Origin of the sequence: Streptomyces sp. NBC_00086 (genome assembly GCF_026343255.1) — a bacterium.
Taxonomy (GTDB): Bacteria; Actinomycetota; Actinomycetes; order Streptomycetales; family Streptomycetaceae; genus Streptomyces.
Window position 1 is genome coordinate 6,948,891 of the sequence record NZ_JAPELZ010000001.1, and the last position, 26,013, is coordinate 6,974,903.

General features: G+C 74.0%; 22 protein-coding genes and 1 pseudogene. 8 read left to right on the top strand and 15 right to left on the bottom strand.

Going from position 1 to position 26,013, the window contains the following annotated elements; all coding sequences use genetic code 11:
• Nucleotide 1 precedes the first annotated feature (1 nt).
• The 5 genes from OG276_RS31590 (at nucleotide 2) to OG276_RS31610 (ending at nucleotide 5,840) form a co-directional block, all read left to right on the top strand.
• Nucleotides 2–1,315 (top strand): transposase, encoded by a 1,314-nt coding sequence (locus OG276_RS31590; RefSeq protein WP_266910510.1) that lies wholly within the window; start codon nucleotides 2–4, stop codon nucleotides 1,313–1,315.
• Nucleotides 1,315–2,547, top strand: coding sequence for an XdhC/CoxI family protein (locus tag OG276_RS31595; protein ID WP_266910512.1), 1,233 nt, complete (start codon nucleotides 1,315–1,317; stop codon nucleotides 2,545–2,547). Before OG276_RS31590 ends, OG276_RS31595 begins: the two co-directional genes overlap by 1 nt.
• Nucleotides 2,548–2,549: 2 nt before the next feature.
• Entirely contained in the window at nucleotides 2,550–4,058 is a 1,509-nt protein-coding gene (locus OG276_RS31600; RefSeq protein WP_266910514.1) for a GuaB1 family IMP dehydrogenase-related protein, read from the top strand.
• A 144-nt stretch (nucleotides 4,059–4,202) separates the two neighbouring features.
• Nucleotides 4,203–5,000, top strand: coding sequence for a VOC family protein (locus tag OG276_RS31605; RefSeq protein ID WP_266910516.1), 798 nt, complete (start codon nucleotides 4,203–4,205; stop codon nucleotides 4,998–5,000).
• A 279-nt stretch (nucleotides 5,001–5,279) separates the two neighbouring features.
• Nucleotides 5,280–5,840, top strand: coding sequence for a sigma-70 family RNA polymerase sigma factor (locus OG276_RS31610; protein ID WP_266913277.1), 561 nt, complete (start codon nucleotides 5,280–5,282; stop codon nucleotides 5,838–5,840).
• 36 nt (nucleotides 5,841–5,876) lie between these two features.
• Here OG276_RS31610 and OG276_RS31615 read toward each other — a convergent pair.
• The 9 genes and pseudogenes from OG276_RS31615 to OG276_RS31655 all read right to left on the bottom strand — a co-directional run.
• A pseudogene (locus OG276_RS31615) lies at nucleotides 5,877–8,759 on the bottom strand (AAA family ATPase); the annotation flags it as partial.
• Nucleotides 8,760–8,815: 56 nt separating this feature from the next.
• Nucleotides 8,816–10,051: a sensor histidine kinase gene (locus OG276_RS31620; RefSeq protein WP_266910518.1), complete on the bottom strand. Its 1,236-nt coding sequence runs from the start codon at nucleotides 10,049–10,051 to the stop codon at nucleotides 8,816–8,818.
• On the bottom strand, nucleotides 10,048–11,844 hold the full coding sequence (locus tag OG276_RS31625; RefSeq protein WP_266910520.1) for a cation acetate symporter: 1,797 nt from the start codon (nucleotides 11,842–11,844) through the stop codon (nucleotides 10,048–10,050). The genes OG276_RS31620 and OG276_RS31625 overlap by 4 nt, the downstream gene beginning before the upstream one ends.
• A gap of 144 nt (nucleotides 11,845–11,988) precedes the next feature.
• Nucleotides 11,989–12,264: a hypothetical protein gene (locus OG276_RS31630; RefSeq protein ID WP_250741408.1), complete on the bottom strand. Its 276-nt coding sequence runs from the start codon at nucleotides 12,262–12,264 to the stop codon at nucleotides 11,989–11,991.
• A gap of 271 nt (nucleotides 12,265–12,535) precedes the next feature.
• Nucleotides 12,536–13,408 (bottom strand): LytTR family DNA-binding domain-containing protein, encoded by an 873-nt coding sequence (locus OG276_RS31635; protein ID WP_266910523.1) that lies wholly within the window; start codon nucleotides 13,406–13,408, stop codon nucleotides 12,536–12,538.
• A 154-nt stretch (nucleotides 13,409–13,562) separates the two neighbouring features.
• Nucleotides 13,563–14,519, bottom strand: coding sequence for an SCO0930 family lipoprotein (locus tag OG276_RS31640; protein WP_266913279.1), 957 nt, complete (start codon nucleotides 14,517–14,519; stop codon nucleotides 13,563–13,565).
• A gap of 138 nt (nucleotides 14,520–14,657) precedes the next feature.
• The gene (locus OG276_RS31645) at nucleotides 14,658–15,725 is read right to left on the bottom strand and encodes a GDSL-type esterase/lipase family protein (RefSeq protein WP_266910525.1); all 1,068 of its coding nucleotides are present in this window, start codon (nucleotides 15,723–15,725) and stop codon (nucleotides 14,658–14,660) included.
• Complete coding sequence (locus OG276_RS31650) at nucleotides 15,722–16,576, bottom strand: SDR family NAD(P)-dependent oxidoreductase (protein WP_266910527.1); 855 nt, start codon at nucleotides 16,574–16,576, stop codon at nucleotides 15,722–15,724. Before OG276_RS31650 ends, OG276_RS31645 begins: the two co-directional genes overlap by 4 nt.
• A complete protein-coding gene (locus OG276_RS31655) occupies nucleotides 16,573–17,697 on the bottom strand; it encodes an LLM class flavin-dependent oxidoreductase (RefSeq protein ID WP_266910529.1) in 1,125 nt (374 codons plus the stop codon). Before OG276_RS31655 ends, OG276_RS31650 begins: the two co-directional genes overlap by 4 nt.
• Before the next feature lie 310 nt (nucleotides 17,698–18,007).
• Here OG276_RS31655 and OG276_RS31660 point away from each other — a divergent pair, with 310 nt between their 5' ends.
• Nucleotides 18,008–19,486 (top strand): amino acid permease, encoded by a 1,479-nt coding sequence (locus tag OG276_RS31660; RefSeq protein WP_266910531.1) that lies wholly within the window; start codon nucleotides 18,008–18,010, stop codon nucleotides 19,484–19,486.
• A gap of 10 nt (nucleotides 19,487–19,496) precedes the next feature.
• Nucleotides 19,497–19,952 (top strand): Lrp/AsnC family transcriptional regulator, encoded by a 456-nt coding sequence (locus OG276_RS31665; protein ID WP_243334460.1) that lies wholly within the window; start codon nucleotides 19,497–19,499, stop codon nucleotides 19,950–19,952.
• A 39-nt stretch (nucleotides 19,953–19,991) separates the two neighbouring features.
• Here the strand turns inward: OG276_RS31665 and OG276_RS31670 are convergent, their stop codons facing one another.
• The 6 genes from OG276_RS31670 to OG276_RS31690 all read right to left on the bottom strand — a co-directional run bounded on the left by OG276_RS31670 (nucleotide 19,992) and on the right by OG276_RS31690 (nucleotide 25,015).
• Nucleotides 19,992–20,183, bottom strand: coding sequence for a DUF1059 domain-containing protein (locus OG276_RS31670; protein ID WP_266910533.1), 192 nt, complete (start codon nucleotides 20,181–20,183; stop codon nucleotides 19,992–19,994).
• Nucleotides 20,184–20,265: 82 nt separating this feature from the next.
• The gene (locus OG276_RS31675) at nucleotides 20,266–21,399 is read right to left on the bottom strand and encodes an LLM class flavin-dependent oxidoreductase (protein ID WP_266910535.1); all 1,134 of its coding nucleotides are present in this window, start codon (nucleotides 21,397–21,399) and stop codon (nucleotides 20,266–20,268) included.
• Nucleotides 21,400–21,447: 48 nt separating this feature from the next.
• Nucleotides 21,448–22,815, bottom strand: a complete 1,368-nt coding sequence (locus OG276_RS31680) for an NtaA/DmoA family FMN-dependent monooxygenase (RefSeq protein ID WP_266910537.1) — start codon at nucleotides 22,813–22,815, stop codon at nucleotides 21,448–21,450.
• A 25-nt stretch (nucleotides 22,816–22,840) separates the two neighbouring features.
• Complete coding sequence (locus OG276_RS31685; RefSeq protein ID WP_266910539.1) at nucleotides 22,841–24,034, bottom strand: LLM class flavin-dependent oxidoreductase; 1,194 nt, start codon at nucleotides 24,032–24,034, stop codon at nucleotides 22,841–22,843.
• 69 nt (nucleotides 24,035–24,103) lie between these two features.
• On the bottom strand, nucleotides 24,104–24,214 hold the full coding sequence (locus tag OG276_RS40880) for a putative leader peptide (protein ID WP_323182381.1): 111 nt from the start codon (nucleotides 24,212–24,214) through the stop codon (nucleotides 24,104–24,106).
• 93 nt (nucleotides 24,215–24,307) lie between these two features.
• A complete protein-coding gene (locus OG276_RS31690; protein WP_266910541.1) occupies nucleotides 24,308–25,015 on the bottom strand; it encodes a GNAT family N-acetyltransferase in 708 nt (235 codons plus the stop codon).
• A 339-nt stretch (nucleotides 25,016–25,354) separates the two neighbouring features.
• On the opposite strand from OG276_RS31690, the gene OG276_RS31695 reads away from it, so the two are divergent.
• Nucleotides 25,355–25,837, top strand: a complete 483-nt coding sequence (locus OG276_RS31695; RefSeq protein ID WP_266910543.1) for a hypothetical protein — start codon at nucleotides 25,355–25,357, stop codon at nucleotides 25,835–25,837.
• Nucleotides 25,838–26,013: the final 176 nt, after the last annotated feature.

The following is a 26,013-nucleotide window of genomic DNA, read 5'->3' on the forward strand; positions in this document are numbered from 1 at the left end:
GATGGCTCGCGTAGTTCTGCCGGAGGAATCCACCAAGGAAATCTCCGAATTGATCGACGTACTGATCTCGCTCTTCTTCGAGTCGTTACCCCGGCGGGACCAGCGAAACTGGGCCCGCGTATATCTGAACGGCCTGGTGCGGACCAACGGCAAGAAAACAATTCGTAACATCGCCGGAACCGGGGCCAGTTCCGTCGAGCAGAGCCTGCAGCAGTTCATCAGCAAATCCCCCTGGGACTGGACCCCCGTCCGGCGCTCCCTCGCCCAGCACCTGGAACGCACCGCGCAGCGCCCGCTGGCCTGGGTGGTGCAGCCCATGGTCATCGAGAAGGCCGGCGACCGGTCGGTCGGCGTGGGACGGCAGTTCGTCCCGCAGCTCGGCCGCACCGCCAACTGTCAGCAGGCCAGCGGGATCTGGCTCACCTCCAGCGATGCCGGTTTCCCCGTCGAATGGACCCTCACCCTCCCCGGGCCCTGGACGGCGGAACTCCTGCGGCGCCGGCGGGCCGGGATCCCCGACACGGCACGCTCGCTCACCCCCGCCCAGGACGCGGTACACGCGGTCCAGCGGATGGCCGCCACCTGGCAACTCCAGCGCAGGCCCGTGGTGATGGAAGTCTCCAACAGCGAACTGCCGCAGTGCATCGAGTCGTTCGCGATGCAGGACATCCCCTTCGTATTCAAAGTGGACGGCACCCTGCCCGTCTCCTTCGGCGGGGCCGGCCGGCACAAGCCCGGCCCGCACACCGCGCCGGCCCGCGAGCTCATCGACTCCCTGCGCTCCCAGCGGCGCGTCGTCGAATGGACCCGGCACGGCCGCGCCGAGGGAGCGGTCACCCTGCTCACCTCGGCCGCCATCTTCGCCGGCCCCGGTGAGGACCGCCTCGTGCCGGCCCCGCCCACCCCGCTGCTGCTCGTCGGGGCCTGGACCGAGACGGCCCTGCTGCCCTCGGAGTTCTGGATCACCAACATCGGCGACCGGCCGCTCGCGCAGCTGTTCCTCCTCGCCAAGCTCACCGACCGGGTCGCGCTCGACTTCACCGAGGTCTGCGAGCCCGCCGGAATCCGGGACTTCGAGGGCCGCTCCTTCCGCGGCTGGCACCACCACGCCACCCTCGCCAGCGTCGCCCACGCCGCGATGCTGCTCGGCGCGCGCGGACGGGGCCCCCACCCGGCACAGCCCGAGCCGTACCCCGGCCCGGCCCGCAGCGCCCCCACCCGTCCGGTCGCCGCCGCGCACACCGCCGGACCCCCCGTCCTGCCGCCGAGACCGGTCATCCCCGGGCAGAGCCCGCGCCGCGAGTACATCCGCTGATGCTCGACATCGCCGAAGAGCTACGCGCGTGGTGCGCCGCCGGACGGGACTTCGCCGTGGCCACGGTGGTCTCCGTCAGCGGCAGCGCGCCGCGCGGCCCCGGCGCCTCCCTGGCCGTCGACTCCGGCGGCACCGCGCTCGGCTCCCTCTCCGGGGGCTGCGTGGAATCCGCCGTGCACGAGCTGTGCCTGGAGGCGATCGCCTCGGGGCGCAGCGGCGTGCACCGCTTCGGCTACAGCGACGACGACGCCTTCGCGGTCGGGCTGACCTGCGGGGGAGTCCTCGACGTGCTGATCACCCCGGTGCGCCGGCACGACCCGGTGCGACCCGTCATCAGTGCCGTGCTCGACGCGGCCTGCGCCGGTGCCCGCTCCGCGCTGGGCCGGGTGGTCTGCGGGCCGCCGGAGCAGCTGGGCCGGGCCATCGCCGTGCACGCCGACGGCTCCTACGAGGGCCGCCTGGGCGGGGGCGCCGCGCTGGACCGGGCCGCCGCCGAGCGGCTCCGGGGCTGGCTCGCGGCCGGCCGCACCGGCACCGCCGAGCTGGGCACCGCGGGCGGGCTCTGCGGGCAGCCCCTGACCCTGCTGGTCGAATCGGCCGCCGAGCGGCCCCGGCTGCTGGTCTACGGGGCCATCGACTTCGCCGCCGCCCTCACCCGGATCGGCGCCTTCCTGGGCTACCGGGTCACGGTCTGCGACGCCCGGCCCGTCTTCGTCACGGCCGCCCGCTTCCCCGACGCCGACGAGGTGGTCGTGGACTGGCCGCACCGGCACCTGGCCGGGGAATGGGAGGCGGGTCGCCTGGATTCCCGTACGACCGTGTGCGTCCTGACCCACGACGCCAAGTTCGACGTACCGCTGCTGACGCTCGCGCTGCGGCTGCCCCTCGGGTACGTGGGTGCCATGGGCTCGCGCCGCACCCACGAGGACCGCGCGCGGCGGCTGCGGGCGCAGGGGGTGGAGGCGGCCGCGCTGGCCCGGCTGCGCTCACCGATCGGCCTGGACCTCGGCGGGGGAACCCCCGAGGAGACCGCGCTCGCCATCGCCGCCGAGTTCACGGCCGTCCGGTACGGGGGAACGATTCTCCCGCTGGCCCGGAGCCACGGCCCCGTCCACCGGCCGGGCCGCCCCGCCGGCGCCCGGCCGCAGGACCAAGGTCCCGTAGGAAGCGACCATCCGGCCCCAAATGTCCTGGACGATCGGCCGGGGCGGTGTGAACTCCCGGTCGTGTGAGAATGAAGTACGTGCGTTCCTCGACTGCCCTGTCGGGGTCACCTCCGAACGACTGGGATGTTCAGCACGTGCGTTTTCTCAATGACCTGAAGCCGCCGTACGACCTGACGTACGACGATGTGTTCATGGTGCCGAGCCGCTCCGCGGTCGGTTCCCGGCAGGGCGTCGACCTTTCCGCGCCTGACGGCACCGGCACCACCATTCCGCTGGTCGTGGCCAACATGACCGCCATCGCCGGCCGCCGGATGGCCGAGACGGTCGCCCGCCGCGGCGGCATCGTCGTCATCCCGCAGGACATCCCGATCGACGTCGTCACCGACGTGATCTCCTGGGTGAAGACCCGCCACCTCGTGCTCGACACCCCGATCACGCTGGCGCCCACCCAGACCGTCGCCGACGCGCTGTCGCTGCTGCCCAAGCGCGCACACGGCGCCGGCGTGGTCGTCGACGCGGACGGCCGCCCGGTGGGCGTCGTCACCGACCACGACCTGACCGGCGTGGACCGCTTCACCCAGCTCTCCGAGGTCATGTCGAAGGAGCTCCTGCTCATCGACGCCGACATCGACCCCCGCGAGGCCTTCACCAAGCTCGACGCCGGCCACCGCAAGCTGGCCCCCGCCGTCGACAAGGACGGCAAGCTCGTCGGCATCCTCACCCGCAAGGCCGCGCTGCGCGCGACCCTGTACACCCCGGCCACCGACGCCAACGGCAAGCTGCGCATCGCCGCCGCCGTCGGCATCAACGGCGACTTCGTGGCCAAGGCCAAGCAGCTGCTCGACGCGGGCGTGGACACGCTCGTCATCGACACCGCGCACGGCCACCAGGAATCGATGATCAGCGCGATCAAGGCCGTCCGCGCCCTCGACCCGCAGGTCCCGATCGTGGCCGGCAACATCGTCGCCGCCGAGGGCGTCAAGGACCTGATCGACGCCGGCGCCGACATCATCAAGGTCGGTGTGGGCCCGGGCGCCATGTGCACCACCCGCATGATGACCGGCGTGGGCCGCCCGCAGTTCTCCGCGGTGCTGGAGTGCGCGGCCGAGGCGAAGAAGCACGGCAAGCACGTCTGGGCCGACGGCGGCGTCCGTCACCCGCGCGACGTGGCGATGGCGCTGGCCGCCGGTGCGTCCAACGTCATGATCGGCTCCTGGTTCGCCGGTACGTACGAGTCCCCGGGCGACCTTCAGCAGTCGGCCGACGGCCGCCTGTACAAGGAGTCCTTCGGCATGGCCTCCGCGCGCGCGGTCCAGAACCGCACCTCGGAGGAGTCCTCCTACGACCGCGCCCGCAAGGGTCTGTTCGAAGAGGGCATCTCCACCTCGCGGATGTTCCTGGACCCGGCCCGTCCGGGCGTCGAGGACCTGATCGACTCGATCATCGCGGGCGTCCGCTCCTCCTGCACCTACGCCGGTGCGGCCTCCCTCGCGGAGTTCGAGGAGAAGGCCGTCGTCGGCATCCAGTCCGCCGCGGGCTACGCCGAGGGCAAGCCGCTGCACGCCAGCTGGAGCTAGTCGCACCTCACCACTGCGCCGGGGCCCCCGTCGGGGGCCCCGGCGCAGTGCTGTCCGGACCGGGACCGCGGCCGCGGGACCGACGGGCGGGGGCAGGTGTCCGGTGCCACGCTGGTCGTACTCGATCCGCGAAAGGCAGTCGTCATGATCACCACTGACTTCGTCCCCGGCTCCCCCTGCTGGCTCGACCTCGGCACACCCGACGTCCCCGCCGCCTCGGCCTTCTACGGAGGCGTCCTCGGGTGGGACTACGAGTCCATGGGCGCGGGAGAGGACATGGAAGGCGGCATGTTCCGGAAGGACGGCAAGATCGTCGCGGGGCTCGGCAAGCTCACCGAGGAGGGCGCCCGCCCCGCCTGGATGATCTACTACAGCGTCCCCGACGCCGAGGCCACGACCCGGGCCGTCCGCAGCGCCGGCGGCGCCGTACGGGTGGAGCCGCGCAAGCTCGACGAGTGGGGCACGATGGCGCAGTACAGCGACCCGCTCGGGGGCCAGTTCGCCGTCTGGCAGCCCGGGGACAACAAGGGCGTCGACCTCGTGGACCAGCCGGGTTCGCTGTCCTGGACCGAGCTGTACACGAGCGACGCCGCGGCCGCCCGGGAGTTCTACGGGGGCGTCTTCGGCTGGCAGTTCAACGACATGCCGATGCCGGGCGGCGAGGGCACGTACACCCTGATCACCCCGGCCGGGCAGCCCGAGGGGCGCATGCAGGGCGGCCTCATGGAGCTCTCGGCCGAGGACCTCGCCGTGGCGGGCGGACGGCCGTACTGGCACCCGGTCTTCCGCGTCACCGACTGTGACGCGACGGTCGCCGAGGTCACCGCGCGCGGCGGCAGCGTGCAGATGGGTCCCGCGGACGCCCAGGACGTCGGCCGGCTGGCCGTCTGCCTCGACCCGTCGAACGCCGACTTCGTGGTGCTGGACCCGTCCCAGGACTGAGCCCCCGGCTCGGATCCCCTTCTCGCGGCCCCGCCGCCGTCCGACCCGGACGGCGGCGGGGCCGTTCGCGTACCGCCGCGCCCGCCGCCGCGCGGCGGTCGCGACCGTTCACCGACGGGGGACGACCGGTCGGCGCAGGGTGCGGCGGGATACGTCAGGCGGCGGATAACTCCGCGCGCGCGGTCCGGCACGCTCGGTGCATCCCGAGCCGCGTACCGAGCCGCGTACCGAGCCGCATCCCGACCCATCCCGACCCGGAAGGGGCAGCCCATGTCGCCCATGTCCTCGACCGCCGGCGCCGTCACGGTCAGCCGCCGCCGCACCGACGCGTACGCCCTCGCCCGGCTGGAGAGGGAACACGGCAAGGCGCTCCACGGATTCCTCCTCGGCCTCACCTTCGGTGACCGCCACCGGGCCGAGGACCTCGTCCAGGAGACCCTGTTCCGGGCCTGGAAACATCCCGAGGCCCTGGAGAGCAGCGCCCACGCCTCCATGCGGCCCTGGCTGTACACCGTCGCCCGGCGCGTTGCCATCGACGCCCGCCGGGCCCGGCTGTCGCGCCCGGCCGAGGTCGGGCCCGACGGGCTGGAACAGTCCCCGGCCGACGAGGACCGCACCGAGCGGTCCGTCGCCGTCCTCGACGTCCGCGAAGCCCTGCGATTACTCAGCCCCGATCACCGGGCCGTGCTCCTGCTCATCTACTTCCGCGGGGCCAGCGTCTGCGAGGCCGCCGAAGCGCTCGGCGTACCCGCCGGCACGGTCAAGTCCCGTACGTACTACGCCCTGCGGGCCCTGCGCGCCCTCCTGCCCGGCTACGATGACGGCCACCTCCGCCCGTGAACGCACCTCCAGCTTCGCCAGGATGTGCGACACGTGGGTCTGCACGGTCCGGCGGGACAGGAACAGCGCCGAGGCGATCTCGGGATTCGTCCGGCCCCGCGCGACCAGCAGCGCCACCTTCAGCTCCGCCGGAGTCAGCGCCTCCCACCCCCGCGCGGGCCTGCGCCGCGCCACCCGGCTGCCCCGCCGCACACCCAGGCTCCGCAGCCGGGCGTCCGCCCGGGCGATGTCCCACCGGGCGCCGAGGAGCTCGTACGCGGCCACCGCGCCGGTCAGCGCCGACCGCGCGCCCGGCAGGTCCCCGTGCCAGGCCCGGGCCACCGCCAGGTCCTCCAGCGTCTGGCCCGCCACCAGCCCGCCCCGCGCCAGCGCCGCCGTCTCCGCCAGCAGCTGCGGGTCCTGCGCGAACAGCCCGCGGCAGCGCAGCAGAGCCAGCGCCGGACCCGGCTGCTCCGGCAGGGCCGCCGCCGTGCGGGCGCAGGCGGCCACCGCCGACCGGGCCGCCTCGGTGTCCCGGTCCTCCAGTGCGAGCCGGACGGCCTCCGACAGCGCCCAGGGACGGTCGTAGGCCACCGCCTCGTCCACACCGTCCTCCAGCGCGGGCAGCAGCGCCTCCAGCGCCTCGCGGGGACGCCCGTCGCGCTCCGCCAGCAGGGCGCGGGCCAGCAGGACGTGCGCGGTGTGCCGACGGGCCGCCGGCGGCTCGTACGCGTCCGGGCCCAGCGTGGCCAACTCCGCCCGGGCCGCGTCCTGTTCGCCCCGGTGGCCCAGGATCAGGGCGCGCAGCCCGCGGGTCAGCACCGGCAGCCAGCCGTCCGAGACGGGCATGCCCCGCGCCCGGGCCAGACCGGCCAGCGCGGCGTCCCAGTCGCCGAGCCGGTAGCGCAGATCGGCCAGCAGGGCCTCCGTCACCACGAGCCGGCCCGTCGAGCCGGTACGGGCCGCCAGCTGCCGGGCCTCGCGCAGCGCCGCGGCGGCGGCGTGCGGCTCGTCGAACCGCAGGTGGCCCTCGGCCTGGTTGGCGAGCAGCAGCAGCCGCATGTCGTTGGCGGCCGGGCTGCGGCGGGCGTGCGCGATCCCGGCCGCCACGTGACGCAGCGATTCCCGGCCCCGGTTGAGGTGGAACAGCGCGAAGGACATGGCGTGTTCGGCCTCCGCGCCGCAGAGCGGATCGCCGAGCAGCCGCGCCCGGGCGACCAGCGGCCCGGCGAGCGCGTACGCCTCCTCCGGCCGGTGCAGATCGGCCAGCGCCAGGACCCGGCACGCCTCCAGGCGCAGCCGCAGTCCCGCGCGGGGCGCCTCCTCGGTCGGCGCTTCCCCGGCTGGTGGCTCCTCGGCGGGCGCCTCCTCGGCGGGCGCCTCCCCTGCTGGTGCCCCGTCGGTGGGCGCCTCCCCGGTCGGTGCCTCCTCGGCCAGTGCCTCCTCGGTGACCTCCAGGGACCGGGCCATGTCCCCCTGGATCATCAGCGCCGACACCAGCTTGAAGGCGAGTGCCGTCCTGCGCCCCGGATCCTGCGCCCGCTCCCGCAGCGTCCGGAGCAGCTCCACCGACTCGGGCCGCCGCAGCATCAGCGCGGCATCGGCGAGGCCGTCCTCCAGGGCCTCCCGGTACGGACTCCCGGTCTCGTCGGGGGGCTCGTTCGCGCCCTGCTCGACGGCCCGGCGCAGCAGGGCGGCCGCCGTTTCGGGTGCCACCGCGATCAGGGCCTGCGCCGACTCGGCCGTCCACCGCACCGCCCACGGGTCCAGCGCCCCGCCGGCCAGCAGCTGTCCCGCGGTCCGGGCGGGATCGAGCCCGGCCTCGGCGAAGGCCCGCGCGGCGTCCTGGTGGAGGACGCCGCGGGCGGCCCGCGGCAGCTCCGCGTACAGGGCCAGCCGCACGGCCGGCTGCCGGAACCGCAAGCCGTCACCGTCGCCCGGGTGGTGCCGGGGCGGACCCGCCGGGAGCCCGGCGGGCAGGGGGCCCGGTTCCAGTATTCCGGTCAGGAGGGGCGTCTCCAGTTCGGCGAGCAGGTCCCGGACCGGGAGCGTCCGTACGAGGGCCAGCTCGCGCGCCGTGAAGGCCGGTCCGAGCAGGGCTGCGTGCCGGAGCGTGGCCAGGGCCGCCGGGGGGAGCGGGCTCAGCTCGCGGGTGGCCGCCTCCGGGGGCGGCGGCAAGTCCCCTACAGGGAGGGTCAGTTCGGCGGCGGACCCGCGGACTTCGATGAGGCCGGACCAGTGCGCGAGCAGCTCCCGCAGCAGCCGGGGGTTGCCGCCCGCGTGCCCGGCGGCCTCCCGCAGCCGGGGTCCGGGCGCCGCGCCCAGCACCTCCCGGACCAGCGCGGCCGATTCCGCGCCCGTCAGCGGCTCCAGCCGGAGCGTGCGCCCGTCCGGCCCGCCGCCCAGGGAGGCGCACAGCTCCTCCACCTCGGCCCGCCGGGGCAGCCGCCGCCGGGCCGCCAGCATCAGCAGCGGCAGTCGCCGGGTGGCCCGAGCGAGGTGGCGCCACAGCAGCAGGGAGGCCGGATCCGCCCACTGGAGGTCGTCCAGGGCCAGGAGCAGCGGCCGCCGCGCGCACCACTCCTCCACATCGGCGGCCAGCAGGTCCACGGCCGCCAGCAGCGCCCCGCCGGGCTCGGCCGACCGGGAGGCCTCCCGGAGCAGGGCCAGCGCCCGCGCCCGCCCGGGGCCGGCCGGATGCAGGCAGTCCAGCGCCGCGCGCAGCGGAAGCCCGGTGCCCAGCGCCTCGGCGGCCCCGTACCGCACCCGGCAGCCGAGCGCGGCCGCCTCGGTCAGTGCCTCGCGCAGGAAGACCGTACGGCCCGCGCCCGGCTCACCTTCCACGATCAGGCAGGCTCCGCCGCCCTCCGCACCAGCCCGTACCCATGTCCGCAACGCGTCACGGCACTCGTCGCGGTGCTGTTCTCGCCCGACCCGCACGTCGGCGATCCCTCCGGTCGTTCGCGCCCCCTCAAGGATGGCAGCTCACGGGCCGCTCAGCGCCGGGGAATTCGGCCAGGTGGTGTCGAACTGTGCACCCCCGCACGGTATTTGGGAATCCGCACCGTTATCTTCATGCCCGCGCCCACGCCCGTTTCGATGACGAGCCCGTGGCCGTCCCCGTAGACCTGGCGCAGCCGCTCGTCCACATTGGTCAGCCCGATGCCCGAGGAGGAGCCCGCGTGCTCCCCGGCCAGGATCCGGCGCAGCAGGGCCGGATCCATCCCGACGCCGTTGTCCTCGATGGTGATCAGCGCCTCCGCGCCGGCGTCCCGGGCCGCGATGGTGATCTTGCACTCCTCGGTGGAGTCCTCCAGCCCGTGCTTGACCGCGTTCTCCACCAGCGGCTGCAGGCACAGGAACGGCAGCGCCACCGGCAGCACCTCGGGTGCCACCTGCAAGGTCAGCTTGAGCCGTTCCCCGAACCGGGCCCCGGCCAGCGCCAGGTACTGCTCGATGGACCGCAACTCCTCGGCCAGCGTGGTGAACTCCCCGTGCCGCCGGAAGGAGTAACGGGTGAAGTCGGCGAACTCCAGCAGCAGATCCCGTGCCCGTTCCGGATCGGTGCGCACGAACGAGGCGATCGCGGCCAGGGAGTTGAAGATGAAGTGCGGGGAGATCTGTGCGCGCAGCGCCTTGATCTCGGCTTCCATCAGCCGGGTCCGCGAACGGTCCAGCTCGGACAGCTCCAGCTGTACGGACACCCAGCGCGCGACCTCGGTGGCGGCCCGCACCAGCACCGCCGACTCCCGCGAGCCGTAGGCCACCAGCGCGCCCAGCATCCCGTCCTCGCCGGTCAGCGGGGCCACCACGGCCCACTTGAGGGGGCAGTCGGGCCGCTCGCACTCGGTGCGCACGCTCTGGCTGCGTCCCGAGTCCAGCATCACCGCGACCCGGGCCATCACCCGGCGCTCGTGGTGGTCGGCGCCCGGGCCGTCCCAGGCGAGGACGTGTTCGCGGTCCGTCAGGCACAGGGCCTCGGTGCCGAGGAGGGAGCGCAGGCGCCGGGCGGCCTTGCGGGCGGCGTCCTCGGTGAGGCCGGCGCGCAGCGGGGGAGCGGCGAGGGAGGCGGTGTGCAGGGTGTGGAAGGTGGCCCGTTCGACGGGGGTGCCGAGGTCGAGGCCGAGGGCGCGCTCGCCCCGCCGGGCCTGCCGCCGTCCGCCGAACCAGCCGAGCCCCAGCAAGAGCGCCCCGCCGGCCGCGCCGAGCATCGAGAGCAGTGCTCCGGTCATGGTGTGCCGCCCTCCTCCGAGAGCAGTGCTCCGGTCATGGTGTGCTGCTTCGGGCCGTGAGCAGTGCTCCGGTCCGTGTGCGTCGCCTCCGCCACGTCCTCCGGCAGGTGCAGCCGCGCCAGCGTCGCCGCCGTGCCCGGCGGGATCCGCCCGCGCGTACCCAGCGACACCAGCACCATCGTCAGGAACCCCAGCGGAACCGACCACACCGCCGGCCATGCCAGCAGCGTGTTCGCCCACCCCGCCGGCGCCAGCCCGGCCCGCGTCGCCAGCACCGCGCTCAAGGCCGCCCCGCCCCCCGTCACCAGCCCGGCCACCGCCCCCGGCGGCGTCAGTCCGCGCCACCAGATCCCCAGCACCAGCAGCGGGCAGAACGAGGACGCCGACACCGCGAAGGCCAGCCCCACCGCGTCCGCCACCGGCACCTCCGTCACCAGTGCGCTCCCGGCCAGCGGCACCAGGATCGCCACCAGCACCGCGACCCGGAAACTGCGCACCCCGCGCGCGGGCAGCACGTCCTGGTGCAGCACCCCCGCCACCGCCATCGTCAGTCCCGAAGCCGTGGACAGGAACGCCGCGAACGCGCCGCCCGCCAGCAACGCCCCCAGCAGGTCCCCGGCGAGCCCGCCGACCACCCGGGCCGGCAGCACCAGCACCACCGCGTCCGCCTCCCCGGTCAGGGCCAGCTCCGGGGTGTAGATCCGGCCCAGCGTCCCGTACACCGGCGGCAGCAGGTAGAAGGCGCCGACCAGGCCGAGCACCACCAGCGTGGTGCGGCGCGCCGCCCGGCCGTTCGGGCTCGTGTAGAAGCGCACCGCCACGTGCGGCAGCCCCATGGTCCCGAGGAAGGTGGCCAGGATCAGCCCGTACGTGGCGTACAGCCGCAGCTCCGGCCGGTCCCCGGACAGCGGCTCCGACCAGCTCGACACCCCCGGTCCGGCCTCCGCCCGGCCCTGCGGCACCGGGGAGTGCGGGGCGAACTCCAGCCGCGCGTGCGCCCGTACGGAATGCTGCCCGGCGCCGAGGGTCACGGACTGCCCCGCGTACGCGCGCCCGTCCACCTGCCCGGTCACCGTCACCGTCAGCGGTGCGTCCAGGGACAGCCGTACGTCCTCGGCCAGCGTGACCGCGGTGTGCTCGCGGAACACCGCCGGGGCGTCGAAGGAGGCGCGCGGGGCGCCGTCCCCCGCCCAGGCCGCCAGCAGGAAGAACGCGGGCACCAGCAGCGCGGTGAGCTTCAGCCAGTACTGGAAGGCCTGCACGAAGGTGATGGACCGCATCCCGCCGGCCGCCACCGCCGCCGTCACCACACAGGCGACGACCACCCCGCCCACCCAGTGCGGTGCCCCCGTCAGGATCTCCAGCGTCAGGCCCGCGCCCTGGAGCTGCGGCAGCAGGTACAGCCAGCCGACGCCGAGCACGAACAGCACCGCGATCCGGCGCACCGCCTGCGATTCGAGCCGGGCCTCGGCGAAGTCGGGCAGCGTGTACGCGCCCGAGCGCCGCAGCGGGGCCGCGATCAGCACCAGCAGCACCAGGTACCCGGCGGTGTAGCCCACCGGGTACCAGAGCATCTGCGGCCCCTGGAGCAGCACCAGCCCGGCCACGCCGAGGAAGGAGGCCGCCGAGAGGTACTCGCCGCCGATGGCCGCCGCGTTGAGGCGCGGGCCGACCGTGCGCGAAGCCACGTAGAAGTCCGAGGTGGTACGGGATATGCGCAGGCCCAGCGCGCCGACCAGCACCGTGACCAGGACGACGACGGCGACCGCGGTCAGCGCGTACGTCTGGTTCACCGGCGGGTCCTTCGGCTGGGGCGCGGGGCGCGCGGCGCGGCCCGGCGGGGTGTCGGGTCCCGGCCGTCTGCCGGGGCTCCGGGAGTCTACGCACGCCCCCGGAGCGGGCGACAGGCCCTCTGGGGCTGTCGGGCCGGATATGGCTCAGCGGGCCGGATCGCGATGTTCCGCGCAGTCCCGCAGGGCAATCTCCAGCTCCACGTACGATTCCTCGGCGCGACGGAAGGCCAGCGTCAGGGCCGCCTCGGCCCGCGGCGGCAGGTGTCCGTACGCGCCCTCGTGGGCCTCGTACAGTACGTCGGCCCAGCGTGCGGCCGCGCTCCGCAGGCGGGCCAGCAGCACCTCGGCCTCGGCGGGACCGGCCGGGCGGGTACGGGGCAATCCGGTCAATGCGTCGAGCAGCGCCTGGATTTCGGACATCTGACACCTCCCAGGGCCGAAGATCCACGATACCCGCGGGGGTCCGCGCGGGTGGCCGATCCGGCCGCCGCTGCGGCCGACGGCCCGGGCGGATCGCCGTACGTTCCTGCCCGCACGGTGAACGGTCCGCCGCCGCGCCGGACGGTCGGCGCGCGCGCCCTGCGGGGCTGTCCCCTACCCACCCTCGCCCGTTCCCCGGGGCTGTGCCCCGGACCCCTTTCGCGGCCGTGCCCCGAGCCCACTTCGGGGCTGTGCCCCGGACGGGGGCGGCTCAGCCCATCGCCTGGCGCATCAGCAGGTCCCGCAGCTCCCTCGTGTGCCTGCGGCTCACCTGGAGTTCGGCCGCGCCGACGCGGACCGTGGTGGTGCCCGCGTCCAGGCGCAGTTCGTCGATGCGGGCCAGCGCGACCAGGTGGCGGCGGTGGATGCGGACGAAACCGCGTGCCGCCCACCGCTCCTCCAGCGTGGACAGCGGGATCCGTACCAGGTGGCTGCCCTCGTCGGTGTGCAGCCGGGCGTAGTCGCCCTGGGCCTCCACGTACGCGATGTCCGAGATCGCCACGAAGCGGGTGACGCCGCCCAGTTCGACGGCGATCTGGTCGGGCGCGCGGTCCGCGCCGCGCGCGGCGGCGGACGCGGCCGAGGCGGCGACCGCGGCGAGGGGGGCCCCGGGGGTCTCGGGCGCGGCCGCGCGGGCCGCCGGTACGGCGGGCACGGCCTCGGCGGCGGCCGCCGGCGGCTGCTCGCCGGACCGGCCGGACTGCGCGCAGGCCCGCCGCACGGCCTCGGCCAGCCGCTCCGGCCGTACGGGCTTGAGCACGTAGTCCACGGCCTTGAGGTCGAAGGCCTGTACGGCGAACCCCTCGTGCGCGGTGACGAACACGATCAGCGGCGGCCGCGCGAACCCGGCCAGCAGCCGGGCGATGTCCAGCCCGGTCAGCCCGGCCATGTGGATGTCGAGGAAGACCACGTCGATGACGTCGGCCCCGTCCGGACCGCTCTCCAGCGCCCTGGTGATCCGGCGCAGCGCCTCGGTGGCGTCCGAGGCGCCTTCGGCGCTGAGCACCCGGGGGTCCGAGCGCAGCAGGTAGAGGAGCTCTTCGAGCAGGGGCTTCTCGTCGTCGACGGCCAGTACGCGCAGCATGATGCGGAGTCTAGGTTCCGCCCGGCCGGGGCGAAACGGTGCGCGGCCCCCGCCCCGGGGGGAGGGGAGGCGGGGGCCGCGCGGTCCTTTGGCCCGGAGGGCCGGTCTTTGGGAGGGCGGGTCTCGGGGAGGGCCGGTCTCGGAGAGGGCCGGTCTACTGGACGGTGATGAGCTTGCCGTCGGGGGCGACCGCGTACCAGGTGCCGCCGACGCCCTGACCGTTGATGTCGCCGGCCTTCTTGTCACCGGTGAAGGTGTAGACGGGCCAGCAGTTCACCGTCTGCTGCTTCTTGCCGTCGGGGCGGTCGAGCACCAGGTAGTTCTTCTGGATGATCCCCTTGGCGTTCGCCTGGTCCACCGGCGGTACGACCGGCCACTTGGCCACGCAGGCGCCCTCGCACTTGGAGACCATGGGCCACGCGGTGTCCGGCTTGAACCGGTAGACCGTCATCCCGTTGCCGTCGACGATGTGGTCGCCGAGCTTCGGGTCCTTGGCCACGGTCAGCGCACCGGAGGCCTGGCCCGCGCCGCCGGGTGCGGGGGCGGCGGCCGCCTTCGCGGCCTTCTTGCCGTCGGGGGCCGCCGCGAACCAGGTGCCGCCCACGCCCTGCCCGTTGGTGTCGCCCGCCTTGGCGTCCTTGCTGTACCGGTACACGGGCCAGCCCGCCACCGTCAGCTGCTTGCTGCCGTCGGTACGGACCACCTCGCCCAGCAGCGCCGGGTCCATGCCCGCCGCGGCGGTGGCGTCGCCGGCCGCGACCACCGGCCAGACCTTCGCGCAGTCCCCGTCGCAGGAGGACTTGGACGGCTTCGCGGTGTCCTTGTCGAAGCGGTAGAGGGTGAAGCCCGCGCTGTCGGCGAGGACGGAGCCGAGCTTCTCGTCCTGGGCGATGGCCAGTTGACCGGCGGGCTCGGCTGCGCCGTCCGCGCCGGCGTCGGAGCCCGCACCGGATCCGTAACCGTCGCCCGAGGAGGGGGCCTGGGAGGGAGCTGCGACCGCTCCGGCCGGCTTGACGGTGTCGCCCGCCGAATCGCTCCCGCCGCACGCGGTCGCGGTGAGTGCGACGACGACCGCCACGGCCGCCAGGGTGGTTCCGCGCTTGATGCCCATGTTGATGTCTCCCACTGTGTGTCCTTGCCTGCGCCGCCGCGTCCATCCGTCCGTGCGGAGTGGAGCGGCGGCAACTGTGTGCAGGACACGCCCAGTCGGAGCCGATCTGTTCAATCCCGTCGATGTGGGCTGTTTCACTCACCCCGGGTCGAACCCGGCCCGCTTCATGGCCGTGGCCACAGCGAGGCCGAGCGTGCGGTGTCCGGCGTCGTTGGGGTGCAGTCCGTCCGCCAAGTGCTCGGGGCCCAGCACCTCCCGCCCCGGCAGCAGCACCAGCCGCTCGTCCCCGGCGGCGATCCGCTCCCGGGTGGCGCGCTCCATCGCGTCGCGCAGCGCGCCCAGGGTGGCGCCCAGCTTGTTCGGGGTGCGTTCCGCGTCCGGGCGCAGCAGCGGGGAGAGGAGGAGCAGCGGGGTGCGGGGGTGGCCCTGGCGGACCAGTTCGAGGAACGCGCGGGTGGTCTCGTACAGGAGCGGGGCCGAAAAGGGCACGCGGGACCAGCAGTTGGTGCCGAAGGCGAGGGTGAGGACGTCGGCGGGGAGTCCGGCGAGCTGCTCGGCGCAGGCCAGTTCCCCGCGCGCCGCGCCCGCGTAGCCGAGGTTGACGGTGTCCCAGCCGAGCGCCCGCCCGGCCACCGCGGGCCAGCCGTGCGCGGGCCGGGTCGACCACCAGCCCTCGGTGATGGAGTCTCCGTGCACCACCCAGCGGGTGGCGGGCGGCGCGGGGGCGAGCGGGCCGCCGATCCCGCGCAGGCCGAGGATCAGCGGGGACTGGGTCTCGGGCGGGTGGATGGTGAACGGTCCGGAGCCGCCGGGCAGTTCGAGCCGTACGACGGCCTCGGCAGCCGGCTCGGTGTACAGCTCGCCGACCACCCCGTGCCGGTCCCACAGGGCGAACCCGTGCGCGAGGTCGCGGAGCGCGTCGGTGGGGCCGGGCACGGTCGCCCGGTAGTGGATCTCCACCGCCCGGGCGGCGGCCGCGGTGAACTCCAGGCGCACCCCGATGGGCAGGGTGGCCCGCTCGCCGGTGTCCCAGGGCAGCCGCATGGTGTCGGCCGGGTCGGCCCGCACGGGGCGGCCCCCGTCCAGCCAGGCCACACCGCGCAGGAAGGGGCCGGGGTCCAGCCACGGCCCGGCGGCGGCGGTGCCGTCGTCTTCGTTCGTGCGCGGGGCCGTGACCGCGTCGGGTCCTGCTTCCCGTGTGCTCATCGTGCGCCTCCGACCGTCGGGTACGGGAACTTCACGGCGACGCCGCCGTCCACGACCAGCGTCTGCCCCGTCATGTACGAGGACTGCGGCGAAGCCAGGAAGTACAGCGCCGCCGCGATGTCCCGGGGCTCCGCGACCCGGCCCAGCGGGGCGTTCTCCGCGTTGACCCGGCGCCCCTCGGGCCCCAGCAGGGCGGCGACCCGCGGGGTCCACACCACCCCCGGTGCCACCGCGTTGACCCGTACCCCGCGCGGGCCCAGCTCTACCGCCGCCGAGCGCACCAAGGAGATCAGGCCGGCCTTCGCGGCGCCGTAGGCGGCGTGCAGCGGGGCCGCGGTGAGCCCGGAGACGGAGGCGACGAAGACCAGCGGTCCGCCGCCGGCCGCGGCGACGGCCTCGCCGCCGTACTGGACCGTCAGCCAGGCGTGCCGCAGCACCAGGTCGAAGTGCCAGTCCCAGCCCTCGTCGTCCAGCTCGGGCAGAGCGGCGTACCGGGCCATGCCGACGATGTCGACGACCCCGCCGACCGGGCGGCCGCCGAGCAGCTCCGGCGCCGCGGCGAAGAGCTCCCGTACGGCCTCTCGCCGCGTGACGTCGGCGGCGTACGGGACGCCCCCGGTCTCCGCGGCGACCGCGCGGGCCCGCTCCTCGTCCACGTCCACGCACAGCACGCGGGCGCCGCCCGCGGCCAGCGCGTGCGCGGTCTGGCGGCCGATGCCGTTGCCCGCGCCGAGCAGGACGAGGGCGCGGCCGTCGAGACGGTGCAGGGCGGCGTAGTCGGGGACGGGGGAGGTGTCGGGGCCGGTGTCGGGGGCGGAGGGGATGCCGGGGCCGCCGGGGCCCTCGCTCACGCGGAGGCCTTCCGGGGCGTGTACCGGGCCAGCTCCGGTATGACTTCCTTGCCCAGGATCTCCAGGGTCCGCAGGATCTCCCGGTGCTCCAGGTACCCCCACTGGACGTAGCAGATGAGCTGGTCGACGCCGAGGTCCGCGTACCGCTTGGCCTTGGTGACGATGGTCTCCGCGTCCCCGATGAGGATCATGTCCCCGTCGCTGAACTCCCTTACGGGTACGTTCCCTTCGAGGATCGGCGTGAGCAGCGGGAAGGTCCGCTCCCGCTCCTCGGGGCTCAGGTGCGGCAGCTCCCACTCCAGGGTGAACCGCGCCAGGTTGGAGTACCACCAGGCGACCGACTCCCAGACCCGGGGTCCCGGGCCGGTGCGCGGCGGGGTGGCGTGGACCAGGGTGTAGGCGGCGACCCGGTCCGTGGTGACGTCGGTGAGGGGGCTCGGGGCGGCGGCCGCGGCCCGGTAGGCGGCCACCTGGGCGGCCATCGCCTCCAGCGGCTGCATGATCGAGAAGGAGAGCAGCCCGAGGCCGTGCGCGCCCGCGACCTCCGCGGAGCCGGGGGAGGTGGCCGCCATCCAGGCGGGCGGGTGCGGGTCCTGCACCGGCTTGGGGGTGACCATGCGGCGCGGGAAGGTGAAACGCTCCGATGCGTAGGCGAAGTACTCCTCGCGCCACATTCCGGTCACGATTTCGATGGCCTCGCGCCAGTCGTCGCGGGACTTCGCCCGGTCCACCCCGAAGGCCGCCTGCTCCATGGGAGTGGACCGGCCGGTGCCCCATTCCACCCGGCCGCCGGAGAGCACGTCGACGGTGGCGACCTTCTCCGCGATGCGCTGCGGCGGGGTGAAGGCGAAGGGGGTCAGGGTCACGCCGAAGCCCAGCCGGATCCGCTCGGTGAGTCCGGCCAGGTGCCCGAGGAGGACCTCGGGGGCCGGGCAGTGCGAGCGGCCCTCGCGGAAGTGGTGTTCGACCGCCCAGACGGTACGGAAGCCCATCCGGTCGGCGAGCCGGATCTGCTCCACCGCCTCCCGGTAAGCGCGCTGCTCAGCGGCCCGCTGGCCGTGCGGGTGGGCTCCCCGCCAGGGCCGCGGCACGTCGATCTCGTAGAGCACGTCCAGGTCCATGGCGGCACGCTGCGGCAGATCTGACGAAGTGTCAAGAATGCGGGTCGGGATCGGCTGCGCAGCGATCGATCATCCCCGCGCAACAAAGGACCATCCAGGACAGATCCGCGCAACGAACAATCGCCTATGTGCAAGGATGGTGCATTACGGGCGGTATCACTCAGCTCGTAGGCTCACTCGCTGTACGTGGAGTGGCGTGGACCGCCTGCTCGCGGTCCCCCCATGCCCAGGCCCTTCGCGGCCTGCTCCTGCTCCGGACCGCTGCGGTCGACGCCTGAAACCCCACCCGCAGTGACAAAGGAGTCCCCTCGTGCTCGACCACGGCCAGGCGCCACCGCTCGCCCCCGCCCCCCAGGCGCCGCGCAAGCCCGCCCACCCGCTCCTGCGCCGCAAGCCGGTGGAGCAGCTGGTCGCCGAGGGCGGTCAGGGCGAGGGCGGCTCGCTGCGCCGCTCGCTCACCATGTGGCAGCTGACCATGATCAGCATCGGTGCGACGCTCGGCACGGGCATCTTCGTCGTCCTCGGCACCGCGGCCCCCAAGGCCGGCCCCGCCGTGACGATCTCCTTCATCATCGCGGGCCTGACCGCTCTCTTCTCGGCCCTCTCCTACGCGGAGCTGGCCGGATCGGTGCCGGTCTCCGGGTCCTCGTACTCGTACGCGTACGCCACCATGGGCGAGCTCGTCGCCTGGGTCTGCGGCTGGTGCCTGATCCTGGAGTACGGGGTTTCCGTCGCGGCGGTCGCCGTCGGCTGGGGCGAGTACCTCAACGAATTCCTCGACGGCACGATAGGGATCACCATCCCCGAGAGCGTCTCCGCCCCGCTGGGCGAGGGCGGCTTCATCAACCTGCCGGCGCTCGTCGTCGTCCTGCTCGCCATGGTCTTCCTCATGCGTGGAGCCAAGGAGAGCGCCCGGATCAACTCGATCATGGTCGGCGTGAAGATCGTCACCCTGCTGCTCTTCATCGGCATCGGCGCCATGGGCATCAAGTCCGGCAACTACTCGAACTTCAACCCGCTCGGCCGGGAGGGCATCACCGCCGCGGCCGGCACCCTCTTCTTCTCCTACATCGGCTTCGACGCCGCCTCCACCGCCGGTGAAGAAGCCAAGAACCCCAAGCGCGACCTGCCCCGCGCGATCATGCTCTCGCTGCTGATCGTCACCGTCCTCTACGTCCTCGTCGCCTTCGTCGCCGTCGGTGCCATGCCGTGGCAGGACTTCGAGGGCACCGAGGCCGCGCTCGCCCAGATCATGACCGACGTCACCGGCCACAGCTTCTGGGGCGTCGTCCTCGCCGCGGGCGCCGTCGTCGCCATCGCCTCGGTCGTCTTCGCCGTGCTCTACGGCCAGACCCGCATCCTCTTCGCGATGTCCCGCGACGGCCTCGTGCCCAAGGCCTTCGGCAAGGTCAACGCGCGCACCGGCGTCCCCCGCGCGAACGTCGTGATCGTCGGCCTCTTCTGCGGACTCCTCGCCGCGACCATCCCGCTCGGCAAGCTGGCCGACGCCACCAGCATCGGCACGCTCTTCGCCTTCGGCCTGGTCAACGTCGCCGTCATCATCCTGCGCTTCACCCGCCCGGACATGCCGCGCACCTTCAAGGTGGCCCTGTTCCCCCTCACGCCGATCCTCGGCTTCCTCGCCTGCGGCTGGGTGATGTGGAGCCTCGACGCCGTCACCTGGCAGGTCTTCGGTGGCTGGATGGCCGTCGGGCTCGTGATCTACTTCCTGTACGGCATCCGCCGCTCCCGCCTGGCCGCAGCAGAACCGGCCGCAGTAGAGAAGTGATCCACCCGTAGTGCGACTGAACGATCTCGACGAACGCATCGTGCACGCCCTGGCCAAGGACGCCCGCCGCTCCTTCGCGGACATCGGCTCCGAGGTCGGACTCTCGGCCCCCGCCGTCAAGCGGCGGGTGGACCGGCTGCGCGCCGAAGGAGCCATCACGGGCTTCACCGTCCGCGTGGACCCCGCCTCGATGGGCTGGGAGACCGAGGGCTTCATCGAGATGTACTGCCGCCACAACACCTCGCCGGACGACATCCGGCGGGGCCTGGAGCGCTACCCCGAGGTGGTGTCCGCGTCGACCGTCACCGGCGACGCGGACGCCCTCGTGCAGATCTTCGCCTCCGACATGCGGCACTTCGAGCGGGTCCTGGAGCGGATCGCGGGCGAGCCCTTCGTGGAGCGCACCAAGTCCGTCCTCGTCCTCTCCCCGCTGCTGCGCCGCTTCACCTCGGGCGCACCGGCGTAGCACCCCTGGTGCCACGCCGGGCGCCGTACGGGCCGGGCCTCAGGCGTGCTGCGGGACCTCGTCCTTCATCAGGCCGCGCAGCTGCTCGCGGAACTCCGGGGTGTCCGTGTGACTGTGCACGTCGACGGCGTGCTGCACGGAGGCCCGCAGCAGTTCCTCCTCGTCACCGGCGATGGTGAGGGTGCAGTTCATTTCGCTGGGGTACTCCCTGCAGTCCAGAACCTTGCGCATGATCTACCTCCCGGGGTGGACGGACGCCGGCGGACTCACCTCCCACGATCCTCCTCCCGGGCCCCCGGCGAAAGCCGGGGCCTCACCCCCGCCGGGCCCACTCCCCGGCCAGCAGCCGGTACGAGCGCACGCGGTCGGCGTGCGCGTGCGTGATCGTGGTGATCAGCAGTTCGTCGGCGCCCGTGGCGTCCCGCAGCCGCTCCAGCTGGTCGGCGACGGTGGCCGGAGAACCGGCGAACTGCGTCTCCACCCGGTCCGCGACCAGCTCGTGGTCCGCCGCCGACCAGTCCCGGGTCAGCGCACGGGCCTCCTCGGGCGCGGGGAAGGGGATCGCCCCCTCGCCGGACCGGATGCTGTGCACCCACGGCGCGTACCCGGCGGCCAGCTCCCGGGCCTCGGCGTCGTCCGGGGCCACCACGACATCGGCGGACACGGTCAGGTGCGGCCGGTCCAGCCCGCCCGGTCCGGCCGAGGGCTTGAAGGCCGCCCGGTAGGCCTCGGCGGCTTCCAGCACGCTCGCCGGGCTGACGTGGTAGTTCGCCGCGAACCGCAGCCCGTTCGCGCCGGCCGTCTCCGCGCTCACCCCGGCGCTGCTCCCCAGCACCCACACCTGGACCTCGGCGCCCTCCCCGGGCACGGCGTGCGCCTCCACGCCCTCCGGCGAGCGGTACTCCCCGCGCAACAGGGCCAGTACGTCGCCCACTTGCTCGGAGTACTCCTGCGCCGTGGCCCCCGGCAGCTGCAACAGCCGCTGCTGGAGCGCGATCCGCGGGTGATCGCGCAGGTGGGCGAAGGAGAAGGGCTTCGGTATGCGCAGCCCGTTCGCGGTGGTGTACGCCACCGGCGGCTCGGCCCCGGCACGGCCGGCCGGCGGGCCGCCCCCCGAACGCCCCAGCCCCAGGTCGATCCGCCCCGGGTGCACCGCGTCCAGCAGGCCGAACTCCTCGACCGTCGACAAGGCCGTGCGGTGCCCGAGCTGGACCGCCCCCGAGCCGATCCGGATCGTGGAGGTGGCCGAGGCGGTCAGCGCCAGTACGACGGCGGGCGAGGTCCCCGCCACACCCGGATTCAGGTGGTGCTCGGCGAACCAGTAGCGGGCGTAGCCGAACCGCTCGCTCTGCCGGGCGAGGTCGACGCTGTTGCGGAGTGCCTCGGCGGCCGTGGAGCCGGAGGCTACCGGGACGAGGTCGAGGACTCCGAGCGGGATACCGGGCATGGTGTTCCCCCTTCTTCGGTGACGGGCTTGGATGCGGTCCTGCGGAGGTCAGCCGTGCGCCGGGGCGAGCGCGCGCGGCGCCGCCAGCCCGAGGTGGTCGCGCAGCGTCGGGCCTTCGTACTCCCGGCGGAACACCCCGCGCTCCTGGAGCAGCGGGACGACGGTGTCCGCGAAGGCGTCGAGCCCGCCGGGGGTCAGGTGGGGGACCAGGATGAAGCCGTCGGCCGCGTCCGCCTGGACCAGGGCGTCGATGCCCTGGGCGACGGTGAGGGGCGAGCCGACGAAGGACTGCCGCTCGGTCGTCTCCATCACCAGCTCGCGGATCGACAGCCCCCCGGCGGCGGCCCGCTCCCGCCACTCACGGGCCACGGCCAGCGGATCCCGGTGCATGCGCACGCTCGCCCGGCCCAGCGCGATGGTGTTCTCCCCGGGCACCGGATCCACGTCCGGCAGCGGCCCGTCCGGGTCGTAGCCCGACAGGTCCCGGTTCCACACGTGCTCCAGGCGCTTGATCGCGGTCGCCCCGCTGACCTGCTGGAGCCGCACCTCGCGGGCCAGCTCCTGCGCCTCGGCGTCGGTGTCGCCGAGCACGAAGGTCGCCGCCGGAAGGATCTTCAGCTCGTCGGGGGTGCGCCCGTAGCGGGCCAGGCGCCCCTTGACGTCCGCGTAGAAGGCGCGGCCCGCCTCCAGCGTGCCGTACCGCCCGAAGATGGCGTCCGCGGCGGCCGCCGCGAACTCCCGCCCCTCGTCCGAATCGCCCGCCTGGAAGACGACCGGCCGCCCCTGGGGGCTGCGCGGCACGTTGAAGTGCCCGGAGATGTCGAACTGCTTGCCCAGGTGGGCGAAGGCGCCGGGGTTCGCGTCCCGCAGGAACTCCCCGGAGACCGGGTCGGCGAGGATCTCGCCGCCGTCCCACGCGTCGAAGAGCTCGTGGGCGGTGTCCAGGAACTCCCGTGCCCGCTCGTAGCGTTCCTCGCGCGGCAGGAACCCGCCGCGCCGGAAGTTCTCCCCGGTGAAGGCGTCCCAGGAGGTCACCACGTTCCAGGCGGCCCGGCCCCCCGACAGATGGTCGAGGGAGGCGAACTGGCGGGCCACCTCGTACGGTTCGTTGAAGGTGGAGTTGATGGTGCCGGCCAGCCCGAGGTGCTCGGTGACGGCGGCGAGCGCCGCCAGCACCGTGAAGGTGTCGGGGCGGCCCACCACGTCCAGGTCGTAGATCTCACCGCCCTGTTCGCGCAGGCGCAGGCCCTCGGCGAGGAAGAGGAAGTCGAACTTCGCGCGCTCGGCGGTCCGCGCGAAATGGAGGAAGGAATCGAAGTCGATCTGGCTCCCGGCGGCCGGGTCGCTCCACACGGTGGTGCTGTTGACCCCCGGGAAGTGCGCCGCGAGATGGATCTGCTTGAGCGGCTTGCTCATGGCTGCTGTAGGTCCTTCCTGGGGATCAGGCGGCGGGGGAAGCGGCGGCGGCGGGAGCCGCCGGGGCGGCGGCGTACCGGCTCGCCGGGCGCGGCAGCCCCAGCAGGCCGCGGAGCGAGGAGGCCTCGTAGGCCCGCCGGAACGCCCCGCGCCGCTGGAGCTCCGGGACCAGGCCGCGGGTGATCGCCGGCAGGTCGTGGGCGAGCACCCCCGGACGCAGCCGGAAGCCGGTCAGCCCCGCCTCCCGCCCCTCCAGCAGCAGGTCGGCGAGGTGCGCCGGAGTCCCCGCGAAGACGGGGGCGTCACTCGTGTACGCGGTCCCGTGCGCGGCGTCCAGCCGCTGGAGCCTTCGCTCCGCCGCGGCCGGCTGCTCGTCGAGGAAGACCGTCAGCTCACCGAACAGGTGCGGGGTGCCGGGGAGCGCGGCGACGGCGGTGCGGATCTCGCCGGCATCGTGCGCGGGCACGTAGCCGATGTCGGCCGACCGGGCGAGGAAGGGGTACACGGCGGCGTCCGATGCCAGCGCGCTCACCGGGGGCAGGCCCTGGGGAGGCCGCGGGGTGATCGAGGGGCCCTTCACGCTGAACCGGGGGCCCTCGAAGTCGATGTAGTGCAGCTTGGCCCGGTCGATGAACCGTCCGGTGGCCGCGTCGCGGATCTCCGCGTCGTCCTCCCAGCTGTCCCACAGCCGCCGGACCACCTCGACGTGATCGGCGGCCTCCCCGTACAGCTCGGCCGGGTCCAGGGGCGCCGTACGGCGCCCGAAGTGGCGCACCTCGTCCGGCCGTTCGGAGATCTGGATGCGCAGCCCGGCGCGGCCGCGGCTCACGTAGTCCAGGGTGGCGAGCGCCTTGGAGACGTGGAAGGGCTCGGTGTGGGTGGCCACCACGCTCGGCACCAGCCCGATGTGCCGGCTCAGCGGCGCCACCCGGGCGGCGACCAGCACCGCGTCGAGCCGGCCCCGCACCAGGTCGGTGCGGCCGTCGGGCCCGGCCGGATCGGTGGACTGCAGGCTCAGCGAGTCCTCGAAGGTGACGAAGTCCAGCAGTCCGGCCTCGGCCTCGGCGACGAGCGCGGCCCAGTAGCCGGCCGTGAACAACAGGCCGGGATCGGCGCCCGGTTCGCGCCAGGCGGCGGGATGCCAGCCCGCCCCGTCGAGGGCCACGGCGAGGTGGAGCGCGGGGGAGGTGGCGGGGGAGGGGGAAGGGTGCACGGGCATGACGGAACTGCCTCCTGATCGGACGGCGCGGCGAAGGGCGAAACTGCTCGCGGAAACGCGGAACGCTGATCAGGAACGACAGAGGGAACCGGCGACGCGCAGGAGGTCGATGTGCGCGCGGGAATGCAGGTGGACGGCGCGGCGCGGGGTGAGGGCGTCACCGGCGGTTCGTACGGTCATGCCCTGCCACCCCCCTTCACCTCGTGTTCCGGTCGTCCCTCCGACGCTAGATCAGGGGGGACCGGGCCACAACGGATGGAATGTCAATCCGTGTTAATGCTTCGTGTCGGGCGTGCGAAGCCCGATGAACACCGGCTCGCGGCGCAGGGTGAAGCCCATCGAGAGGTACAGCCCCACGGCCGAGGTGTTCTGCGCCGCGGCATGCAGGAACGCGGTGTCCCCGCGCTCCTCCACGGCGGCCACGACCGCGCGGATCAGCCGCCCGGCGAGCCCTTCGCCCCGGTGCTCGGGGTGCGTGCACACGGCGCTGATCTCCGACCAGCCCGGCGGCCGCATCCGCTCGCCCGCCATCGCGACGAGCCGGCCGCCGCGGCGGATCCCGAGGTACGTGCCCAGCTCGACGGTGCGCTCCCCGAACGGGCCCGGCCGGGTCAGCTCGACCAGCTCCAGCATCTCGGGCACGTCGGCGGGCCCCAGCAGGACCGCCTCCGGTTCCTCCTTGCCCCGTACCGCCCGGCCGTCCAGCTGTACGCCCGGTATCGACATCAGCGTCTCCCAGCCCGCGGGCGGGGTCGGCAGCCCGGTCACCCAGACCTCCCGACCGGGACCGGCGAGCTCGGCCAGATCCGCCCAGGCCCGCGGATCCTCCGGGTCGGCCAGCGCGGCGAAGGGCGAGACGCCGGCCGCGTACCGGGCGGCGAGTCCGGCGGGACCGGTCTCGGCGAAGCCCCGGTGCGGGCCGTCGAGCGCGGCCCAGACGGGATTGTCGAGGACCGCGTCGGGCCGGGACGCACGGGACATGAGCGGGAGGTTCCTTCCCTCGGGCGCAGGCGCTTGCGCAGGTGCTTGTGCGGCCACTTGCGCAGGCACTTGTACGGGCACTTGTACGGACTCGTGCGGGCGGTCTTGACGGCCCCTGGCGGTGCCATGAGACTGCGAACGCCAGCCTAATGGGGGTGGCGGACAGGAAGGGGCCCCGGTGGACCAGCTCATCACACCCTCCTCCTCCACCACCCCGCTGCGCCGCTCCTGGCTCACCCGCCGGCTGCACATAGATCTCCTCCGCGTCTGCAGTGCCACGGCCCCGGCCTCCTGAGGCCCCGCCGAGCACGCGCGTACGCACACAGACCGAGGAGACCCATGTCCCAGACCCATGTCCAGACCCATGTCCAGACGCCTGCCCCGAGCCCTGCCCAGACCCATGTCCCGAGCCTTGTCCAGAGCCCTGCCCAGACCCCCGTCCCGGCGCCCGCCCGGAGCCGCGTCCGGGCCGCCGTCCTCCGGGGCCGGATCGGGACCGGCTTCTCGCCGGTACCGCACCGCTACCGGCTCTACGTGGCCGCCGACGACTGTCCGCGCTGCCTCGGCGTCACCGCCGCCTTCGCCGAGCTGGGCCTCCGGGACACCGTGGCCCTGACCGTCCTGCGGCCCGGCTCCGACCCCGCGGGGCACGACGCGCTCCGCCGCGCCTACGAGGCCGCCGGGCACGACCACGACGGCACGCTCACCGTCCCCGCCCTCTGCGACGGCTGGAGCGGCCGGGTGGTCTCCAACCACGCCCCCGACATCCTGGAAGACCTGCGCCGGCTGAGCGTCCACCCGGCCTTCCGCCCGGCCTCGTAAAACCCCCGGAAGGGCCTTTCGGACCGTTCGTACGGGCTCCGCGCAACGAATCGCCGCCCACGCCCGCCAATGCGCAACGAATCGATGCGCGGCGCGCAACGGTCACGGCTTGTCCCGGTCGAACGCGCGAACGTACCGTCTAAGGACCCCCACCCCTCCTGCCACAGAGGTACGCC

What these genes read in the sequence shown, in the direction of transcription:
- OG276_RS31590 (WP_266910510.1), top strand. Translation starts at nt 2, where the DNA reads ATGGCTCGCGTAGTTCTGCCGGAGGAATCCACCAAGGAAATCTCCGAA.
- OG276_RS31595 (WP_266910512.1), top strand. Translation starts at nt 1,315, where the DNA reads ATGCTCGACATCGCCGAAGAGCTACGCGCGTGGTGCGCCGCCGGACGG.
- OG276_RS31600 (WP_266910514.1), top strand. Translation starts at nt 2,550, where the DNA reads ATGAAGTACGTGCGTTCCTCGACTGCCCTGTCGGGGTCACCTCCGAAC.
- OG276_RS31605 (WP_266910516.1), top strand. Translation starts at nt 4,203, where the DNA reads ATGATCACCACTGACTTCGTCCCCGGCTCCCCCTGCTGGCTCGACCTC.
- OG276_RS31610 (WP_266913277.1), top strand. Translation starts at nt 5,280, where the DNA reads ATGTCCTCGACCGCCGGCGCCGTCACGGTCAGCCGCCGCCGCACCGAC.
- OG276_RS31620 (WP_266910518.1), bottom strand. Translation starts at nt 10,051, where the DNA reads ATGACCGGAGCACTGCTCTCGATGCTCGGCGCGGCCGGCGGGGCGCTC.
- OG276_RS31630 (WP_250741408.1), bottom strand. Translation starts at nt 12,264, where the DNA reads ATGTCCGAAATCCAGGCGCTGCTCGACGCATTGACCGGATTGCCCCGT.
- OG276_RS31635 (WP_266910523.1), bottom strand. Translation starts at nt 13,408, where the DNA reads ATGCTGCGCGTACTGGCCGTCGACGACGAGAAGCCCCTGCTCGAAGAG.
- OG276_RS31640 (WP_266913279.1), bottom strand. Translation starts at nt 14,519, where the DNA reads ATGGGCATCAAGCGCGGAACCACCCTGGCGGCCGTGGCGGTCGTCGTC.
- OG276_RS31645 (WP_266910525.1), bottom strand. Translation starts at nt 15,725, where the DNA reads ATGAGCACACGGGAAGCAGGACCCGACGCGGTCACGGCCCCGCGCACG.
- OG276_RS31655 (WP_266910529.1), bottom strand. Translation starts at nt 17,697, where the DNA reads ATGGACCTGGACGTGCTCTACGAGATCGACGTGCCGCGGCCCTGGCGG.
- OG276_RS31670 (WP_266910533.1), bottom strand. Translation starts at nt 20,183, where the DNA reads ATGCGCAAGGTTCTGGACTGCAGGGAGTACCCCAGCGAAATGAACTGC.
- OG276_RS31675 (WP_266910535.1), bottom strand. Translation starts at nt 21,399, where the DNA reads ATGCCCGGTATCCCGCTCGGAGTCCTCGACCTCGTCCCGGTAGCCTCC.
- OG276_RS31680 (WP_266910537.1), bottom strand. Translation starts at nt 22,815, where the DNA reads ATGAGCAAGCCGCTCAAGCAGATCCATCTCGCGGCGCACTTCCCGGGG.
- OG276_RS31685 (WP_266910539.1), bottom strand. Translation starts at nt 24,034, where the DNA reads ATGCCCGTGCACCCTTCCCCCTCCCCCGCCACCTCCCCCGCGCTCCAC.
- OG276_RS40880 (WP_323182381.1), bottom strand. Translation starts at nt 24,214, where the DNA reads ATGACCGTACGAACCGCCGGTGACGCCCTCACCCCGCGCCGCGCCGTC.
- OG276_RS31690 (WP_266910541.1), bottom strand. Translation starts at nt 25,015, where the DNA reads ATGTCCCGTGCGTCCCGGCCCGACGCGGTCCTCGACAATCCCGTCTGG.
- OG276_RS31695 (WP_266910543.1), top strand. Translation starts at nt 25,355, where the DNA reads ATGTCCCAGACCCATGTCCAGACCCATGTCCAGACGCCTGCCCCGAGC.